A 17,291-nucleotide genomic window follows, 5' to 3' on the forward strand; every position below is an offset into this window, starting at 1 on the left:
TCGATCTGGGGTGCGCTGTTGGCCACCGATGCGGAGTTGTTGGATCGGGTGCTGGACGAGATGGCCCGGCAGGTGTGCGAGGACGATCCGCGGACGTTCGGGCAGCGGCGGGCTGACGCGTTGGGGGTGTTGGCGGCCCGTGGGGATCGGCTGGCGTGCCAGTGCGGCAATCCGGATTGCCCGGCCGCTGGGCCTGATGCCCGGGCGGCGGCGGTGATGATTCATGTGCTCACCGATCAGCTGCCGACGCCGGTGGCGGATCCGCTGCTGCACGGGGATCCGGCCGCGCCGCTGACCCCGGCGCCAAACCAGCCTGCACCTGAGCCGGTGTTCACACCCGAACCTGAGCCTGAGCCCGCGCCGGCGGATGACGTGGCGCCGATGCCCGCGCCTGCACCGGCGGCCGATTCGCGGTCTGCCCAAACCCTGACTCCTGCTGGGGTCGAACGGGCCGGCGACAGCACGTCCACGCCAGTGCCGGCCAGCAGACCCGCGCATACACCTGCTCCGGCGGCTGAGTCGGCGCCCACCCCTGAAGCTCATGCGGCGCACCCGCCGGTCCCGGCTTCCGCTCCGACTTCCACCAAGCCCCCGGCTCCGGTGCGCACACCGGTCGGTTATGTCCTCGGCGGCGGTGTGGTGCCCCCGGCGGTGCTGGCGGATCTGGTGGCCCGCGGTGCGAAAGTGCGCACGGTCGCCTCGGCCGCCGATCTGGCTGAGGTGCCGCGGTACCGGCCGTCGGCGGCGATGGATGAGTTCGTGCGGGTGCGGGCCATGACGTGCATGTTCCCGGGCTGTGATCAGCCTGCCACCGCCTGCGATGTGGACCATACGATTGCGTGGCCGGTCGGGCCGACGCATCCGGGCAACCTGAGCCCGAAGTGCCGCAAACACCACCTGCTGAAAACGTTTTACGGCGGGCCGGATGGGTGGCAGGACCGTCAACAGCCTGACGGGACGATTGTGTGGACCGCACCCACCGGCCACACCTACATCAGCGTGCCCGAAAGTCGAATCCTGTTTCCCCGCACGGTCACCGACACCCCGCTGCCGAACCCACCACCAGAGGGAACCGATCTGGACACCACCGCGGCTGCCGGCCGGGGTGTCATGATGCCCATCCGGCGCCGCACCCGCGCCCAGAACCAGGCCCAGCAGATCGCCTACGAACGCGCCCTCAACCAAGCCGACATCGACGAACGCGAAGCCGCCCAAGAAGCCTTCGCCCGCCGGCGCAAAGAACGCCAAGAACGCGAAGCCGCAGAAGCCGCGGCCGCTGAATCAGCAGAGCAGCAAGACATCCCGCCGCCGCACTGAGGCAGATGGCTAGTGTGCGTGGTCGAACAGAACCAAGGTGTCGGCCAAGTTGCCGTCGACGAAGTAGGCGCGGCAGGTGAAAGGATCACGAATCGTGCCGCCGGCTTCGGCCTTGGCGTCGACCATTCCCGACACGTTCCACACGGTGATGCGGCTGTGGTCAACGCCTTTCAGTGGTTCGTCGGTCATCAGCGGAAACATGTCCTGCCCATCCGTCTCCAGCGTGCCGGCAACCGAGCGCACGTCGGAAAGCTGAGCCGAATCGGGCGATGCCAATTGCTTGCGCACGTCGGCTTGGCATCTGTCGCGGGCCACGTCTTGCGCGAGACGCGGCTCGGGGCGGACGAGGCCGAACCCGTGTGTCTTCATGGCGATCATCGCCAGTAGCGCCCCCGCAAGAACGCACGCCGCTCCGATGACGAGGAACCGGCTCGGTCGGCGCGGTTCTCCATGGTCAGCTGTCATGGACCGAACGTAACCTGCGTCCCGTCGCATCCCGTCACGGACTTGCCGGGTGGGAACTTTTGCGGATCGACATCCGGGATGACGGTGTCCCAGCGATACGCGCGCTGGGCGTCGGCGGCGCAGCCCTCATTGGCGGTGTCGTACAGGACCCGGAAGGTGTGCGGATCGGCGCCGGCGATGACCCGGTCTTGGTAGTAGGCCCGCTGATTGTCGACGGCGTAGTTGAAAACGCTGTCGTTGAGTCGGCGGAAGGTCGCCGCGTCCGCCCCGGGGATCGCTTCGCATCGGTAGTACACCGCGTGAATATCTTTGGTGTAGTCCAGGTTTCGGTCGTCGGGGGTGAAGCGCAGGATCTCGAAGTGCGCGGGGTCGTCCGAAATCTCGCGGTCCTTGCAGTAGACGGCACCGCTGTCCTTCGCGAGATCGCTGTTGATCGTCTCGAAGTGGTCGGGGTCGCCGCTGAGGGGCAGGGTGCCGGCCCAGATGTGGTTGCGGTCCTTGGCCCAGCCGTAATTCAGCCAGTCGAACGTGGTGACATCCGCACCGCCGATCTGAGCCCCCCGGTAGTAGGCGCGCGCCTTGTCCCGCGCGTAGCCGCTGGAGAGCTTGTGGAAGGAGCCGGCGTCCGCGCCGGCGACTTCGCGAGGTGACGAGTCGATGCCGCCCGTCCAGTACACCTTGCCATCGTCGACGTAGTAGCCGCCGACGACCTTCGGGCTACACGCAGGCGCCAGGAGCACTGCCGAGACAGCCAGCGCGGTAACCCATCGACGCACCTGCCCACCTCCTGTCGATCCCAGGATTAGACGTTCGCACAAAGACGCGGGCCGTGCATCTATCTATCGAGATGACAGGCTACGATTGCCGCAGACAACTCAATACGCCGACAACGCGCTGTGGGAGAACCCCCGGAAACGGGGCGCCGTAGGAGCAAGTCCTCCCCGGGAATCTCTCAGGCCCAAATACCGCAGCGTCGAGGCAACTCTGGAGAACAGTGCGGATCAACAGATCCGCGCTTACCGAAGGTGAACGGCGCTTACGCGTCAAAACTCTCAGGTTTCAGGACAGAGCGGGGAGGTGCTACCCAACGACGCGTCGAGCAGTCGACGCCCCGCGAACCGGAGTCACCTCATGTCTGTCCGTACAATAATTGGTAAGAACCACAACAGCTTTCGTGACCGCACTGGTCCGGCATCTCCGCTGTTGGCCGAACACCGGGCCCTGGCAGCTAGTTTCACCGACTTCGCCGGGTGGGAAATGCCACTCAAGTACGGCAGTGAACTCGCAGAGCACCGGGCGGTACGCGAGGCGGCGGGCCTGTTCGACCTGTCGCACATGGGTGAGGTCGCGGTCACGGGACCGGAAGCGGCGGCAGCGCTGGACTTCGCGCTGGTCGGTGAGGCTTCCAAGATTGGTGTGGGGCGGGCCAAATACTCGTTGATGTGCGACGCCGATGGCGGTGTCATCGATGACCTGGTGGTGTACCGGCTGGGCACTGACGCCTTCCTGGTCGTCGCCAATGCGGCCAACGCGCCGACCGTGGCTCGCAAACTGGTCAGGCGCGCAGCGCAATTCGACGCGGTTGTCGATGACCAGTCACTGGCGACCGCACTGATCGCGGTGCAGGGGCCGGCGTCCGAGGCCATCGTCAGCTCGCTGGTGCCGCACCGCCGGAGAGCCGCCGTTGCCGAGCTCCCGTACTACGCGGTGATCGATGCTCAGGTGGCCGGCATCGACGTGCTGCTCGCGCGCACCGGCTACACCGGCGAAGACGGCTTCGAGCTCTACGTGCCCAACGGTCAGGCTGTGGCACTGTGGGGAGCGCTGCTCGCAGCCACCTCCGAGGCCGGCGGCGTACCCGCGGGTCTCGCCTGCCGCGACACGCTACGGCTGGAGGCCGGCATGGCGCTCTACGGGCACGAGCTCACCGCGGACATCAACCCTTACCAGGCAGGCCTCGGCAAGGTGGTGCGCCTGGGCAAGGACTTCGTGGGACGTGATGCGCTGCAACAACTTTCTGCGCAGAACGGCCAGCGGGTGCTGGTCGGACTGAAGGGCGATACCCGACGCGCCGCGCGGTCCGGGTACACCATCCATCACGACGACGAGGCGGTGGGCACCGTGACCTCGGGCACGCTGTCGCCGACCCTGGGATACCCCGTCGCGCTGGCCTATCTCGACGCCGCGCTGGCGGAACCCGGCACCAGGGTGCAGGTCGACGTCCGAGGGCGAAAAGAGCCGTTCGAAGTCACCCCGGCGCCGTTCTACCGTCGCCCCTGAATACGAGACGACCACTTCAGGAAGGACCACCATGGCCACCAACGTCATCCCCGACGATCGCAGCTACAGCGAGGAGCACGAATGGGTACTCATCGCGCCCGGCGCCGCCCTTCCCGACGCCCCGGTGCGGGTCGGCATCACCGCGGTCGCGGCCGCGGCCCTCGGTGATCTGGTGTACGTCGACCTGCCCGAAGTCGGGTCCGCCATCACCGCCGGCGAGACCTGTGGCGAGGTCGAATCGACCAAGACCGTGTCGGAGCTGTACCCGCCGGTGAGCGGCACGGTCACTGCGGTCAACAGCGCCGCGGTCGACGATCCCAGCATCATCACCGCCGACCCCTACGATGCCGGTTGGCTCTTCGAGGTACAGCCGACCGCGGCCGGAAACCTGCTCACCGCAGCCGATTACGCCGCACGTAACGAGGAGTAGCCATGAGCATCTCGGTCGTCGCGGCCGCTCCGCTCGCCAACGGTGCAGCCGATTCCGGACATCTCGACCCGCAGGTGCGTACCCTGGCCGAACAGTTCCCGCTCTACCCGGAGTTGTAATGGCGATCAGCGTGTTCGACCTGTTTTCCGTCGGGATCGGGCCGTCGAGTTCACACACCGTCGGCCCGATGCGGGCGGCCGGCATGTTCGTCGACGAACTCATCGCCCGCAAGACGATCGACGACGTCGTCGATGTTCGAATCGATCTGTACGGATCGCTGGCGGCCACCGGCGGCGGCCACGGCACGATGCCCGCCATCCTGCTCGGACTGGAGGGCTGCCGTCCCGAGACCATCGAGACCGACGAGATGGAACGGCGGCTGGCGGCCATCAGGGCCACCGGTACGGTCCGGCTGGGCGGCCGGATCGAGCTCCCTCTCGCCGAATCTGACATCGCCCTGCACCCGGCGCAGCAGCTCGACCGTCATCCCAACGCGATGACGATCACTGCCCGTTCGGCCGACGGCGAAGTGCTCTTCGGCGAGACGTATTTTTCTGTCGGGGGTGGCTTCGTCGTCACCGAAGACGACTTGGCGCAGCCACCCGAATGTGGCAGAGATGCGGACACTTTCACGTCGGCGGCAGAACTTCTGGCGCTCACCGACCGCGAGCGCATCCCCATCAGCGCGGTGATGATGAGCCAGGAGTCGACGACGCGCACCGAAACCGAGGTGCGTCGACAGCTGCTACACATCCGCGATGTGATGCTCGCGTGTGCGACCAACGGCATGTCCCGCGACGGCTACCTGCCCGGCAAGTTGATGGTCCGCCGGCGGGCCAAGGACTGGTTCGTCCGACTGAGCGCCGAAGACGCCGGGCGCGACCCGGCCTTCGCCGAGGACTGGGTGAACCTGGTGGCACTGGCGGTGAACGAGGAGAACGCCTCGGGTGGTCGCATCGTCACCGCACCGACCAACGGTGCCGCCGGCATCATTCCGGCGGTGCTGTACTACGCGCTGCACTACACCGCGGCGGGCAAGGCCGATCCCGACGACGTCACCGTCCGCTTCCTCCTGACTGCCGGCGCCATCGGCTCCCTGTACAAGGAACGTGCATCGATCTCGGGTGCAGAGGTCGGCTGCCAGGGTGAGGTCGGATCGGCGGCATCGATGGCTGCCGGTGGCCTCGCCGAAATCCTCGGTGGCACACCCCAACAGGTCGAAAACGCCGCCGAGATCGCGATGGAGCACAGCCTGGGCCTGACCTGCGATCCGATCGGAGGTCTCGTGCAAATCCCGTGCATCGAACGCAACGCCATCTCGGCGGGCAAGGCCATCAATGCCGCTCGCATGGCACTGCGCGGTGACGGCACCCACCGGGTCAGCCTTGACCAGGTCATCGAGACGATGCGCGCGACCGGCATGGACATGAGCTCCAAATACAAGGAAACCTCGACCGGTGGCCTCGCCGTCACCGTTAATGTCGTCGAATGCTGAACGACATCACGGCCCCGCCGGTGCGCATCGGCATCCTGGGCGCCGCGCGGATCGGGCCGCTGGCGCTCATCAAACCGGCGAGGGGCCGCAGCGATGTCGTCGTGGCGGCGGTGGCCGCACGTGACACCGCGCGGGCCGACCAGTTCGCCGCGCGTCACGGCATCGGTACCGCATATGGGAGTTACGACGCGCTGATCGCGGATCCCGAGGTGGACGCGGTGTACATCCCGCTGCCGAATGGTCTGCACGGCAGGTGGATCCGGGCCGCCCTCGACGCCGGTAAGCATGTGCTCTGCGAAAAGCCGTTCACCGCCAATGCAACTGAGGCGACGGACATTGCACAGCGGGCGGCGGCATCGGACCGCGTGGTGATGGAGGCGTTCCACTACCGCTATCATCCGCTGGCCCTGCGCGTCGAGGAGATCATCGCCTCCGGCGAGCTGGGGAAGCTGCAGCACGTAGAGACGGCGATGTGCTTTCCGCTGCCCAAGTTCTCCGACATCCGGTACAACTACGCGCTCGCCGGTGGCGCGACGATGGACGGCGGGTGCTACGCCATCCACATGGCGCGCATCTTCGGCGGCGGAACTCCCGAGGTCGTGTCGGCGCAGGCGAAACTCCGTGACGGGCAGGTCGATCGCGCGATGACCGCCGAATTGCGTTATCCCGCAGGGCATACCGGCCGCGTGCGCTGCAGTATGTGGTCGACGAGCCTGCTCGCGATGAGCGCGCGGGTCATCGGGGAGCACGGCGAGCTGCGGGTCGTCAATCCCGTGCTGCCCCAGCTGTACCACCGCCTCGCGGTCCGCAGCACGAACGGCAAACGCGTGGAACGATTTTCACGACGAGCGTCCTACAGCTATCAGCTGGACGCCTTCGCCGGTGCGGTACTGCGCGGTGAACCGGTCAAGACGACTCCGCAGGATGCGGTCGAGAACATGACCGTCATCGATGCCGTCTACCGGGCGGCCGGCCTTCCGGTGCGGCAGCCCGCATGACACCGCCTGCGGATCGGCTCGGTATCGAGGCGCTGAGCGTGTTCGGCCTGCCGCCGGTCGAATTCGTCGAACTGGCCGCGGATCTCGGGTGTCGGTACATCACGGTCTTCCTCCGGAACCTCGCCGTGCTGCCACTGGGCTATCCGCCGTTCGCGCTCATGGACGACAGCCGGCTGCGGGCTGACCTGCTGGCCGCCATGCATCACCGCGGCGTCAGCATCTCGCTGGGTGATGGATTCCTGGTGCTGCCCGGCGCCGACATGCGGTCATTCGCAATGGATCTTGACCTGATGGCCGAGCTGGGGGTGCCGCGCATCAATGTGGTCAGCCTCGACCCGGATCTCGACCGCACCTGTGATCAGGTGGGCACGCTGGCGGAGCACGCGGCCGAGCGGCAGATCGAGACTGTCGTCGAACCCGTGCCGGGCCTGACGATCGGCGATCTGTCGACGGCACTGGCTGTGCTCCAACAGGTCTCGCGGCCCGATGTCCGGCTCCTCGTCGACACCATGCACCTGGTGCGCTCGGGTTCGGGCGCCGACGAGATCTCGGCGATCGCTCCCGACCAGATCGGTTACGCCCAACTCTGTGACACCACGCTCACGCCGCGGACCGACAACTATGCAGAAGAGGCCATGTTCGAACGCATGGTGCCGGGGGAGGGCGAGCTGCCGCTGCTGGAAATCCTTGCGGCGCTTCCCGACGACGTCGTCATCGGCCTGGAAGTCCCGCAACGCGCGCCGGCGCTCGCCGGCATCGGTCCGGCAGAGCGGCTCAGACCCTGCGTCGAAGCGGCGCAGGGTCTGTTGCGGCGGCGTCAGCTCAGCCGGCGAGGGTCTGCTTGAAACGGCGGACCATGAGAGCCACCACCGCGCCGAGGACCAGAACGACGACCGAACCGACCACGTTGACCAAGCCATTGGCGACGTCGAACGGGAACGTGAAGATGATGCCGAGCAGGATGGCGACCTGAATCAACAGGCCGATGCCGACCACGGCACTCAGCCGGATGTGCAACGCGTGCAGCGCGGTGGTCGGGGTGTGCGCCGTGGCAGCCGGCATGAAGCGGGCCGCGACGAAGTGTGTCATGGGCTTTCCGAGCAGGCAGCTCGCCAGGAACACCGCCGCCGCCACGCCGCCGACGAGCGTCTGCCCGGCCAGCACGAGCCGGGGGTCGGTGGTGACCAGTGCGACCGCCAGGGTCAGGCCGAACATCAACATGAGATACCCGGAATACGGATCGAGCTGACGTGCTTTCACGAGCCCGTATGCCACCGGGATACCGGCGACCACCGTCGCGGCCAACAACGCGAAGTACTCGGAATGCCCGGTGGCGCGGAGGCCGTAGAAGGCGACCAACGGGCTCCCGATCTCGAGAACGGTCCGAATGATCACGCGGCGTTTGGCAGCGGATCGCGCGGCGTCCGGGCGGTCGACCGGCTCCGGTCCGATGGTGTCGATCGACATGGCGGTCATGGTGGTGTCCTTCCCGGACGAGTCGGTGGCTTCGCGGTTCAGCGATGCCTACAGCGTCTCGCTCGGGCCGCCGCGGGTCTGTCCGGCGACCGGCCGACGTGGGGGAGGAAATCGATGTCCACCGATCGGGGGAGACCTCGACAGTGCCTACCCGCGATGCACTCAAAAGCCCACGTCAACCGGCCTGTTCGCGTTAGTGTCGTCACGACGTCACTCCCGTAAGGAGACAGCCATGGGCACCTACCGGACCGTCCTCGTCGGAACTGACGGCTCAGACTCGTCGATGAAGGCCGTCGAGCACGCCGCGACGTTCGCCGCTCAGCAGGGCGCGAAACTGGTGATTGCGACGGCCCATTTCCACGAAGTCGAAAAAGGCAGCTGGGCACGGGCGGCCGCACCTGAAAAGGCCAGTGATCGCCGTGCGGAGGACGTACTCGGGCGCGACGCCGGATACCGGGTGCACGGTGACGCGCACGTGTACGAAATCCTCCGCGACGCAGCCGAACTCGCGCGTGGTGCGGGCGCACAGCATGTCGTGGAGCGGTCGGTGATCGGTGCGCCCGTCGAGGCGCTGACCACGTTGGCGCGAGACGTCGACGCCGACCTGATCGTCGTCGGCGATGTCGGACTGAATACGGCAGCGGGCCGCCTGTTGGGCTCGGTGCCTGCCGATGTTGCGCGCAAGGCCAAGATCGACATCTTGATCGTGCACACCGTCGACTGACCTGGTGCCCATGTCGACGCACGACTACGCCACCTACGAGGAGTTCGGCCGAAGGTTCTTCGAGGTCGCGGTCACCGCCGACCGTGTTGCCGAGGGCTTCGGCACGATGGCCGGCGACACCTTCGAGCTCGGGCCGTTTCCCGCCGGGCCGGCCGGGATCGCGCGGGTGACGGCGCGGGTCAGCATCGAGCAACCACAGGTGACACGCAGAGACGGCGACATGATCGCGTTCGACGTTCGCATTCCGCTGGACATCGATCTGCTCATCGACCTGCGCGTGGACCGCTCCCGGTTCGAGGTGACGGGTGAGATCGCGCTGATCGCCACCGCGCGCGCCGCCGAACCGCTGCTGTTGATCATCGATATCCCGAAACCGCACCGCAAAGACATCACCGTCAACGTGACGTCCCAGACGCTGCGGGGCGAGCTCCTGCGGATCGTGGCCGATGTCGACTCGGAGATCAAACGCGTCATCGCCAAGCAGGTCGGCCGCCGGATCGACGCGCCCGAAGCGCAGCAGGCGAAGGTCGTCGACATCGGCAAGCGCATAGCCAGCGCGTGGACCGGAGTCTGACCGCCGGCGCCCCGGCCCTGCCGTGCTGAACGCATGGTGCAGTATCGCGGTGGTTCTCGACACTGACCGCGCCGACGTCGGGTAGTTTCACGCCATGACGGTGTATGCCATTGCCCAGCTTCGCTTTACGGACCGACCCGCCTATGACAGGTATCAGAGCCGATTCATGGGTGTGTTCGCGAAGTACGCGGGAACCATCCTCGCCGCCGACGAGGCACCCGTGGTCATCGAAGGTGACTGGGACCGCGAGAAGGTCGTGCTGATGTCGTTTCCCGACGAACCGTCGTTCCGTGAATGGGCGGATTCGCCTGAGTACCAGGAAATCTCGGTCGACCGACGGGCCGGGTCCGACGCCGTCGTCCTGCTCGTGAAGGGAATCGGCGCGCCATAGGGCGGAATGCCTGGCAGCGCCTACGATGAAAGTCGTTGTCACGCGCGATGGTTCGACCTGATCAGACCGGCGCGATGTAGTTGCTGCTGTAGAACTCCTCCGGGACTTGCGAATGCGCAGACGGTAGGTCCACGGCCAGCCACATGCCGGTGGCGCCGGCCGGGATGGGCGCCTGCAGCGTGATGCTGCCGCTGCCGAAGGCGTCGGTGACGAGCGTTCCCGTGGTGATGCCGCGGTCACCGGACAGGCAGCCCAGCACGGCGTGGGGTGCCGGGATCACCCGCACCACGTACCGCGCGTCGTCGGCGCCGTTCGTCAAGTCGATATGGGCCACCGCGATGCGCCCGTCCGAGGTGATCTCGGCGAAGGGTTTTGCGCTTGCGCGACCCAATTGGGTTGTCACAAGCTGAAAGTCGCACGTGTGCATGTTGGCGAGCAGGAACATTCGATGGGCCGGCGATGCCGACGCCGACGTGGCCACCATCGTCAGGGTCGCGCTCATTGCTGCCGAGATGGCCACGGCTCGCGTGATTGCGGCCCGCGCGGTCGCTGCTGTGTTCACTGTGAACCTTCTTGCTCGTGCGTGAAATAGATTGGTGCACTACGTGTTCAACAGCCTATGAAGGTCAGTGGTCAGCCCGGATCGTGCTCTGGTTGGAGATCGGGCGAAGACTTCCTACTCCCGGGGTAGGTATCGATCGCCACCCACGGCACGATGCCGGCGCTTGCGGCGTGACTAGCGCGCCGGGGCAACACCGTTCAGGACGAAGTCGATCACGTCGCCGGCGACGTCGCGTTGCGTCCGTTGTGAACTCAGGGCGTTGTGCAACAGCGCTGTCATCATGACCGCACCGAAAATGCTGACAGCATCGGTGTGCGGATCCGCGACGCGCTTCAAGGTGCCGTCCGCGGCGCCGGCCTCGAGCACGCGGGCAATGGGTTCGTAGAACGCATGCTGGACCGCCGAAGCGAGGTCGGGAAGTCGGATGGCGCGGCCCAGGTCGCCGACCAACGCCATGCTGGTCCCTGGCCGATCCATGGTGTGTGCGACCTGCGCGGTAATGACGGCGATGAGCCGTTCCCGCCCGCTTCCCGTGGAATCGGCGGCCGCGGCAACGTCACGCGCCAGGTCGCCCAGTGAATCCCGCAGCAGAAAGCCGAGGATGTCGTCCTTGCCGGTGAAGTAGTAGTACAGCGTGGCCTTGGGAACGCCGGACGCGGCGGCGATCTCTTCGATCTTTGTGTTTTCCAGGCCCTTGGTGGCGATCAGGTCGGCCGCGGCATAGAGCTTGCTCGCCACCGCCGCGGGCACCGCGCGTCCCGTCTGTTCAACCACGAGTCGAAGTGTACGAGGGGTCGACCAACGGAATCCGGCGACCGTGAAACCGGCATCCAAACTGATATGTTGTACTCAGAGTCTAAACCGTCAGTTCTAGATGTGTCGGAAGGGATCACCATGAGCAGCGTCACCGCAGACGTCGTTGTGGTCGGCTACGGAGCCGCTGGGGTGTGCGCTGCGCTCGAAGCGCGTGCGCAGGGAGCCGACGTCCTCGCCATCGATCGCTTCAACGGCGGCGGCGCCACGCAGGTGTCGGGCGGGATCATCTACGCCGGCGGTGGCACGTGGGTCCAGCGCCAGGCAGGCATCACCGACAGCGCCGATGCCATGTACGAATACCTGCACGCTGAGGTCGGTGACTCGGTGCGGCCGGAAACACTGCGGCGGTTCGTCGACGGCAGTCCCGCAATGATCGACTGGCTCACCGCACACGGCGTGCCGTTCGAGGCCTCGGTGTGTCCCTACAAGACGTCGTATCCCAACAACAAGTACTACCTCTACTACTCGGGCAGTGAGAACTCCGGCCACTTCCGCGCGATCACGCCGCCGGTGCAGCGCGGCCACCGGGCCAAGGGTCCGGGCGCGTCGGGTAAAAAGATCTATCAGCCGCTGGCGGCGTCAGCGCGCCGGGCGGGTGTACGCACGATGTTCCACACGCGAGCCGATTCCCTTCTGACCGATGCCGCAGGCCGGGTCGTGGGTGTCCGCACCAGCACCCTGGCGCAGGCGCCGGCGTGGGTGCAGCGACGCTACGCGACATACGCCGCGCTGTCCGTGAAGCCCGGTATCTACTACCCGCCGCTGCGCGCGGCGATGGACCGGCTGCTGGCCGCACTCGAACGCCGCTTCGCCCGAACGGTCGACATCCGTGCCCGTAAGGGTGTAATCCTCTGCGCCGGTGGATATATCGCCAATCGTGAGTTGATCCAGCAGCACGCTCCGGACTATCGCGATGGCCTGCAACTCGGCACCAGCGCGGACGACGGCAGCGGCATGCAGTTGGCTGTCGATGTCGGCGCGGCCGTGGATCGGCTGGACAACGTGTCCGCGTGGCGGTTCATCACGCCGCCCAGTGCGATGCTGGGCGGGCTTGTCGTCGACGAACGCGGGCACCGCTTCATCGACGAAACCCGTTACGGCGCAGCCATCGGCAACGCGATGGTGCAGGGCCACAACGGACGGGGCTGGATTCTGGCCGACCGGTCGCTGCTCGAGCAGGCGCGCAAACAGCTCCCGCAGCAGGCGATCTGGTTTCAGCGCCTGCAGATGGAGGCGATGCTGCGGACCGATCGCGTGGAGGCGGCCACCATCGAAGCTGTCGCCGCCAAGGCGGGCGTCGACCCGGGCGGACTGTGCCGGACAGTCGCTGAGCATAACGAGGCCGCGGCAGCGGGGCGCCCTGATCCGATGGGCAAGCCGGCCGAATATGTCCACCCCATCGAACGGGGTCCGTACTCGCTGATCGCGATCTCGATCAAGCGGAGCCTCATCAATCCGTGCCCGATGTTCACCCTCGGCGGCCTCATCGTCGACGAAGACACCGGTGCCGTGAAAACCGTTGAGGGACAACCGATCGACGGCCTCTTCGCGGCGGGACGCACAGCTGTCGGCATCTGTGCCAACTCCTACGTGAGCGGGCTGTCGCTCGCCGACTGTGTGTACTCCGGACGGCGTGCCGCGCAGCACGCCGTCCAGTGCGGTTCGGTCAGCGCTCGCTGAGCGACAGGTCGTCGTCGTCGAACTTCCGCGGCGACGGCCACTCGGCGGGCACCGGACGCTGGCGCACGATCTGCGGCCACCAGAACCACTTGCCCAGCAGTGCGGCGATCGACGGTGTCATGAACGATCGCACCACCAACGTGTCGAACAGCAGGCCCAGGCCGATGGTCGTACCGATCTGCCCCAGGCCCACGAGGGGGCTGAAGATGAACGCCGCCATGGTCGCCGAGAACACCAGACCGGCTGCGGTGACGACGCTGCCGGTGCCGCCCATCGACCGGATGATTCCGGTGTTGAGTCCTGCATGCATCTCTTCTTTGAACCGGGACACCAGCAGCAGGTTGTAGTCCGCGCCGACGGCCAACAACAGGATGATCGCGAGCGGCACCACGACCCAGTACAGATGAATGCCGAAGATGTACTGCCACACCAGAACCGACAATCCGATCGATGCGCCCAGCGACAGCACGACGGTGCCGACGATGACGGCCGCGGCCACGATGCTGCGGGTCACGATCACCATGATCAGCAGGATGAGCGCGACTGCCGCCAGCGCGGAGATCAACAGGTCGTACTTGGTGCCCTCTTGGATGTCCTTGTTGGTGGAGCCGATACCGGCGATGTAGATCTTGGCGTCCGACATGGGTGTCGCCTTGAGGGCATCGAACACCGCGTCCTTGATCGCGTTGATGTGCGGGATGGCCTCGGGGTTGGCGGGATTGCCCTGGTGCGTCACGATCATTCGCGCCGCCTTGCCGTCGGGCGACAGGAACAGCTTGAGCCCGCGTTTGAAGTCGGCGTTGTCGAAGGCCTCGGGCGGCAGGTAGAACGTGTCGTCGTTCTTGGCGTCGTCGAAGGCCTTGCCCATGGCAGTGGCGTTCTTCAGGGCTTCATCGCTCTGGGCGTTGGTGCCACCGGTGGTCGCGTAATTCGACAGCGTCAGTTCGCGATTGCGCTCCTGGATGGCGATCTGTGGTGGGATCAGCGCCACCAGCTGCGGCTGCAGGGCGTCCAACTTGTCGAGGCTGGCCGTGATGTTGCCGAACTTGTCAGAGAGATCGGCGATGCCGTCCAGCGAGTCGAACACGGACCGCAGTGCCGCGCACATCGGGATGTCGAAGCAGTGCGGTTCCCAGTAGAAGTAGTTGCGCAACGGACGGAACTGGTCGTCGAAATCGGCGAGTTTGTTCCGCAGATCATTGACCGTTGTGACGGTGTCGTGGAACGCCTCGACCTGGTCGTGCGTCGCCTCGGCGCTCTGCTTCTGCAACGACAGCTGTTGCTTGAGCACGCTGATGGTGTTGTCGATCTCGCCCGCCTGCTTGAGCAGATCGTTGGCCCGGTCCTTCTGGTAGCCCAGGTTCATGATCTGGCTGGCACTCGAGGCGCTGATCTGGAACGGGATGGAGCTGTGGGTGATCGGCGTACCCAGCGGCCGCGTAATCGATTGCACCAGAGCGATTCCCGGTGTGTGGAGCACGGCCTTGGCGGCGCGCTCGAGGATCAGCATGTCCGCCGGGTTGCGCATGTCGTGATCGGCTTCGATCATCACCAGCTCGGGGTTGATGCGTGCCTCGGTGAAGTGCCGTTCGGCGGCTTCCATGCCGACGACACCGGGTGCGCTGGCAGGGATGTATGGACGGCTGTCGTAGCTCACCTCGAAGCCGGGCAGCGCGAACACACCGATGAGCGCGATCGCGCCGGTCACCACCAGGATCGGGCCGGGCCAGCGCACGATGGCGGTGCCGATGCGGCGCCAGCCCCGTGCCCGTTGGGCGACCTTGGGTTCCAGTAGCCCGAACCGGGTGGCGATCAACAACACCGCCGGCCCCAACGTCAGCGCAGCGGCCAACGTCACGAGCACGCCGAGGGCGGCGGGAATGCCGAGGGTCTGGAAGTAGGGGAGTCGCGTGAACTGCATGCACGCCACGGCGCCGGCGATGGTCAGTCCGGAGCCGACCATCACATGGACCGTGCCATGCCACATGTCGTGGTAGGCCGAGATTCGGTCCATGCCCTTGCCGCGCGCCTCCTGGTAGCGGCCGACGACGAAGATCGCGTAGTCGGTACCGGCGGCGATGGCGAGGAGGGTCAGCAGGTTTGTCGCGTAGGTGGACAGACCGATGACGCCGGCGTGCGCGAGGACCGCCACGACGCCACGGGCCGCCGCGAGTTCGATGGCGACGGTCAGCAGGACGATGAGCATCGACACCAGTGAGCGGTAGACGAACAGCAGCATGATGCCGATGACCAGGAAGGTGACGCCGGTGACCTCGTTGGTGCCCGCGCTGCCGACTTCGAAGTTGTCGGTCACCAGCGGGGAAGCACCGGTGATGTACGCACGAATACCGGGTGGCGGCGGATCGTCGGCGACGATCTTGCGGACGGCGTCGACGGAGATGTTCGACATCGCTTCGCCCTGGTTACCGCGCAGATACAGCTGCGTCAGTGCCGCCTTGCCGTCCTTGCTCTGGGAACCGCCGGCGGTGAGCGGGTCACCCCAGAAGTCCTGGACGTGCTCGACGTGCTCTTTGTCGGCCTGGAGGCGCTTGACCAAGCCGTCGTAGTAGTTGTGGGCTTCCGGACCGAGCGGCTTGTCGCCCTCGATCACGAGCATTGCCGCACTGTCGGAATCGAATTCGTGGAAGACCTCGCCGATGTGCCGCATCGCGAGAATGCCGGGCGCATCGGGTGCGTTCTGCCCGACCGAGCGCTCCCAGCCGACCACTTCGAGCTGCGGCGAGATGGTATTGGAAACGCCGGCGATGGCGATCCAGATCAGCAGGATCGGCAGTGCGAACTTGCGGATGAGCCGTGCCGGCAGGGCACCCTCGACGGCGGCGTCGCTGCGATGCTCGCTCATGCCGTCTTGTCCAAGCAGGCGATGTAACCGTTCACGTGGTTCGTGGACCTTTCGTCCTTGACGATGCCGTTGACGGTGATGCGACAGCCGATGGTGCTGCCATCACCCTGCGCGCGGAGGTCGGCGTACATCGTCGGATCGTCGGTGGTCAGGGCCTGCGACCACGGCAGGGTGACGTTCTCGACGCGCTGCGGCTGTGCATTGATGTCCAGAAAATTGATCGTGGCTGTGGATCCTGGTGAACCGAACACTTCGAACAACACCCGTTTCGGGTTGTAGCCGGTGTTCTCCAGGGCTTCTGATCCGGGCCGCGATATCTCGTTGTCGGAACCGAAGATGCCCCGCAATCGGTCGACACTGAACGCGACCAGAGCGATCACCACGATCACCACGATGGCGATCCACTGCCGGCGCGCCAACTTGCTCACCGAAAACTTGCTCAAGCCACAGCCTTTCGACGCCCCCGTTGACGAGCAGCCGCAGCAACCTCGTCAAATCGTCCCGTAAAGCAGAACGGTACGGTACCGTACGTGCGATCGCAACCGGATTGACATATGAGCAAAAGCCTGCGCACATTGCCGCAACGAAGTGCAACGCCACGGTGTATCTCTGGTATTCCATCTTGGGTGAGTGCGGCAGAAAGGGGCACGGCGATGTCAGAGGACATGCCCGCGAGCTCCGGCTGCCCATGGAGTGAGCGGGAAGCCGAACTTCTGGCCATCACACTCGAACTGTTACGGGAGCACGGCTACGACCGGTTGAGTGTGGAAGCCGTGGCGACCAAGGCCAAAGCGAGCAAGGCGACGATGTACCGGCGCTGGCCGTCGAAGGCGGACCTGGTGCAGGCTGCGTTCATCGAGGGCACCCGGCAATCCGCCGTGCCACCCCGCACCGGCTCGCTGCGCGGCGACCTGCTGGAGATCGGACGGGCCACCTGCGAACAGGCGCGCGAACACACGCCGACCATGCGGGCGGTGCTGAACGAGATGTCGCACAGCCCGGGTCTGCAGGCGGTGATGCAGGAGAAGTTCGTCCTGCAGCGCAAGTTGGTGCTGGACGGAGTGCTCGCCGACGCCGTCGAACGCGGCGAGATCGACGCGGCGGCGATCAATGAGGAGATATTCGATCTGCTGCCGGGTTATCTGGCTCTTCACAGATGAGGGTGTAGAGGTGGTTGGCGCGTCGTTGCCGGGATAGAGGTCGAGGTCTCTCGAAAATGA

At 66.0% G+C, this 17,291-nt stretch carries 18 protein-coding genes and 1 riboswitch; of the genes, 11 read left to right on the top strand and 7 right to left on the bottom strand.

The window, feature by feature from the left end; translation table 11 throughout:
• Window positions 1-1,317: DUF222 domain-containing protein (locus ACJH6I_RS30560; protein ID WP_406785129.1), on the top strand; the 1,317-nt coding region annotated here is incomplete at its 5' end.
• 9 nt (window positions 1,318-1,326) lie between these two features.
• Here ACJH6I_RS30560 and ACJH6I_RS30565 read toward each other — a convergent pair.
• Window positions 1,327-1,695 carry a hypothetical protein gene (locus ACJH6I_RS30565; protein WP_406774563.1) on the bottom strand — a complete coding sequence of 123 codons (369 nt, stop codon included), beginning with the start codon at window positions 1,693-1,695 and terminating at the stop codon, window positions 1,327-1,329.
• An 83-nt stretch (window positions 1,696-1,778) separates the two neighbouring features.
• Window positions 1,779-2,558: a DKNYY domain-containing protein gene (locus ACJH6I_RS30570; RefSeq protein ID WP_406774564.1), complete on the bottom strand. Its 780-nt coding sequence runs from the start codon at window positions 2,556-2,558 to the stop codon at window positions 1,779-1,781.
• Between the two features lie 111 nt (window positions 2,559-2,669).
• Window positions 2,670-2,760: riboswitch (glycine riboswitch) on the top strand.
• A 153-nt stretch (window positions 2,761-2,913) separates the two neighbouring features.
• On the opposite strand from ACJH6I_RS30570, the gene gcvT reads away from it, so the two are divergent.
• The 5 genes from gcvT to ACJH6I_RS30595 all read left to right on the top strand — a co-directional run bounded on the left by gcvT (window position 2,914) and on the right by ACJH6I_RS30595 (window position 7,830).
• Window positions 2,914-4,062 carry a glycine cleavage system aminomethyltransferase GcvT gene (gcvT, locus tag ACJH6I_RS30575; protein WP_406774565.1) on the top strand — a complete coding sequence of 383 codons (1,149 nt, stop codon included), beginning with the start codon at window positions 2,914-2,916 and terminating at the stop codon, window positions 4,060-4,062.
• Between the two features lie 31 nt (window positions 4,063-4,093).
• Entirely contained in the window at window positions 4,094-4,492 is a 399-nt protein-coding gene (gene gcvH / locus ACJH6I_RS30580) for a glycine cleavage system protein GcvH (RefSeq protein ID WP_406774566.1), read from the top strand.
• Window positions 4,493-4,610: 118 nt separating this feature from the next.
• Entirely contained in the window at window positions 4,611-5,987 is a 1,377-nt protein-coding gene (locus ACJH6I_RS30585; RefSeq protein WP_406774567.1) for an L-serine ammonia-lyase, read from the top strand.
• Window positions 5,981-6,985 carry a Gfo/Idh/MocA family protein gene (locus tag ACJH6I_RS30590; protein WP_406774568.1) on the top strand — a complete coding sequence of 335 codons (1,005 nt, stop codon included), beginning with the start codon at window positions 5,981-5,983 and terminating at the stop codon, window positions 6,983-6,985. The genes ACJH6I_RS30585 and ACJH6I_RS30590 overlap by 7 nt, the downstream gene beginning before the upstream one ends.
• The gene (locus ACJH6I_RS30595) at window positions 6,982-7,830 is read left to right on the top strand and encodes a sugar phosphate isomerase/epimerase family protein (RefSeq protein ID WP_406785130.1); all 849 of its coding nucleotides are present in this window, start codon (window positions 6,982-6,984) and stop codon (window positions 7,828-7,830) included. Before ACJH6I_RS30590 ends, ACJH6I_RS30595 begins: the two co-directional genes overlap by 4 nt.
• Here the strand turns inward: ACJH6I_RS30595 and ACJH6I_RS30600 are convergent.
• Window positions 7,808-8,461, bottom strand: coding sequence for a VC0807 family protein (locus ACJH6I_RS30600; protein WP_406785131.1), 654 nt, complete (start codon window positions 8,459-8,461; stop codon window positions 7,808-7,810). The two genes, ACJH6I_RS30595 and ACJH6I_RS30600, sit on opposite strands and share 23 nt — an antisense overlap.
• 232 nt (window positions 8,462-8,693) lie before the next feature.
• Between ACJH6I_RS30600 and ACJH6I_RS30605 the strand changes: the two genes are divergently transcribed.
• The 3 genes from ACJH6I_RS30605 (at window position 8,694) to ACJH6I_RS30615 (ending at window position 10,150) form a co-directional block, all read left to right on the top strand.
• Entirely contained in the window at window positions 8,694-9,185 is a 492-nt protein-coding gene (locus tag ACJH6I_RS30605) for a universal stress protein (RefSeq protein WP_406785132.1), read from the top strand.
• A gap of 10 nt (window positions 9,186-9,195) precedes the next feature.
• On the top strand, window positions 9,196-9,759 hold the full coding sequence (locus tag ACJH6I_RS30610; RefSeq protein WP_406785133.1) for a hypothetical protein: 564 nt from the start codon (window positions 9,196-9,198) through the stop codon (window positions 9,757-9,759).
• Between the two features lie 94 nt (window positions 9,760-9,853).
• The gene (locus ACJH6I_RS30615; protein WP_406785134.1) at window positions 9,854-10,150 is read left to right on the top strand and encodes a DUF1330 domain-containing protein; all 297 of its coding nucleotides are present in this window, start codon (window positions 9,854-9,856) and stop codon (window positions 10,148-10,150) included.
• A gap of 61 nt (window positions 10,151-10,211) precedes the next feature.
• Here ACJH6I_RS30615 and ACJH6I_RS30620 read toward each other — a convergent pair whose 3' ends face one another.
• Complete coding sequence (locus ACJH6I_RS30620) at window positions 10,212-10,712, bottom strand: hypothetical protein (protein WP_406785135.1); 501 nt, start codon at window positions 10,710-10,712, stop codon at window positions 10,212-10,214.
• Window positions 10,713-10,886: 174 nt separating this feature from the next.
• Window positions 10,887-11,486, bottom strand: coding sequence for a TetR/AcrR family transcriptional regulator (locus ACJH6I_RS30625; protein ID WP_406785136.1), 600 nt, complete (start codon window positions 11,484-11,486; stop codon window positions 10,887-10,889).
• Window positions 11,487-11,606: 120 nt separating this feature from the next.
• On the opposite strand from ACJH6I_RS30625, the gene ACJH6I_RS30630 reads away from it, so the two are divergent.
• Window positions 11,607-13,208 carry an FAD-binding protein gene (locus tag ACJH6I_RS30630; RefSeq protein WP_406785137.1) on the top strand — a complete coding sequence of 534 codons (1,602 nt, stop codon included), beginning with the start codon at window positions 11,607-11,609 and terminating at the stop codon, window positions 13,206-13,208.
• Here the strand turns inward: ACJH6I_RS30630 and ACJH6I_RS30635 are convergent.
• Both ACJH6I_RS30635 and ACJH6I_RS30640 read right to left on the bottom strand, forming a co-directional pair.
• On the bottom strand, window positions 13,195-16,071 hold the full coding sequence (locus ACJH6I_RS30635; RefSeq protein WP_406785138.1) for an RND family transporter: 2,877 nt from the start codon (window positions 16,069-16,071) through the stop codon (window positions 13,195-13,197). The two genes, ACJH6I_RS30630 and ACJH6I_RS30635, sit on opposite strands and share 14 nt — an antisense overlap.
• Window positions 16,068-16,499, bottom strand: coding sequence for an MmpS family transport accessory protein (locus tag ACJH6I_RS30640; protein WP_234785345.1), 432 nt, complete (start codon window positions 16,497-16,499; stop codon window positions 16,068-16,070). Before ACJH6I_RS30640 ends, ACJH6I_RS30635 begins: the two co-directional genes overlap by 4 nt.
• Before the next feature lie 225 nt (window positions 16,500-16,724).
• Between ACJH6I_RS30640 and ACJH6I_RS30645 the strand changes: the two genes are divergently transcribed.
• Window positions 16,725-17,231 carry a TetR/AcrR family transcriptional regulator gene (locus ACJH6I_RS30645; protein ID WP_406785139.1) on the top strand — a complete coding sequence of 169 codons (507 nt, stop codon included), beginning with the start codon at window positions 16,725-16,727 and terminating at the stop codon, window positions 17,229-17,231.
• The last annotated feature ends 60 nt before the right edge of the window (window positions 17,232-17,291 follow it).

This window comes from Mycobacterium sp. SMC-13 (genome assembly GCF_045311035.1).
Taxonomy (GTDB): Bacteria; Actinomycetota; Actinomycetes; order Mycobacteriales; family Mycobacteriaceae; genus Mycobacterium.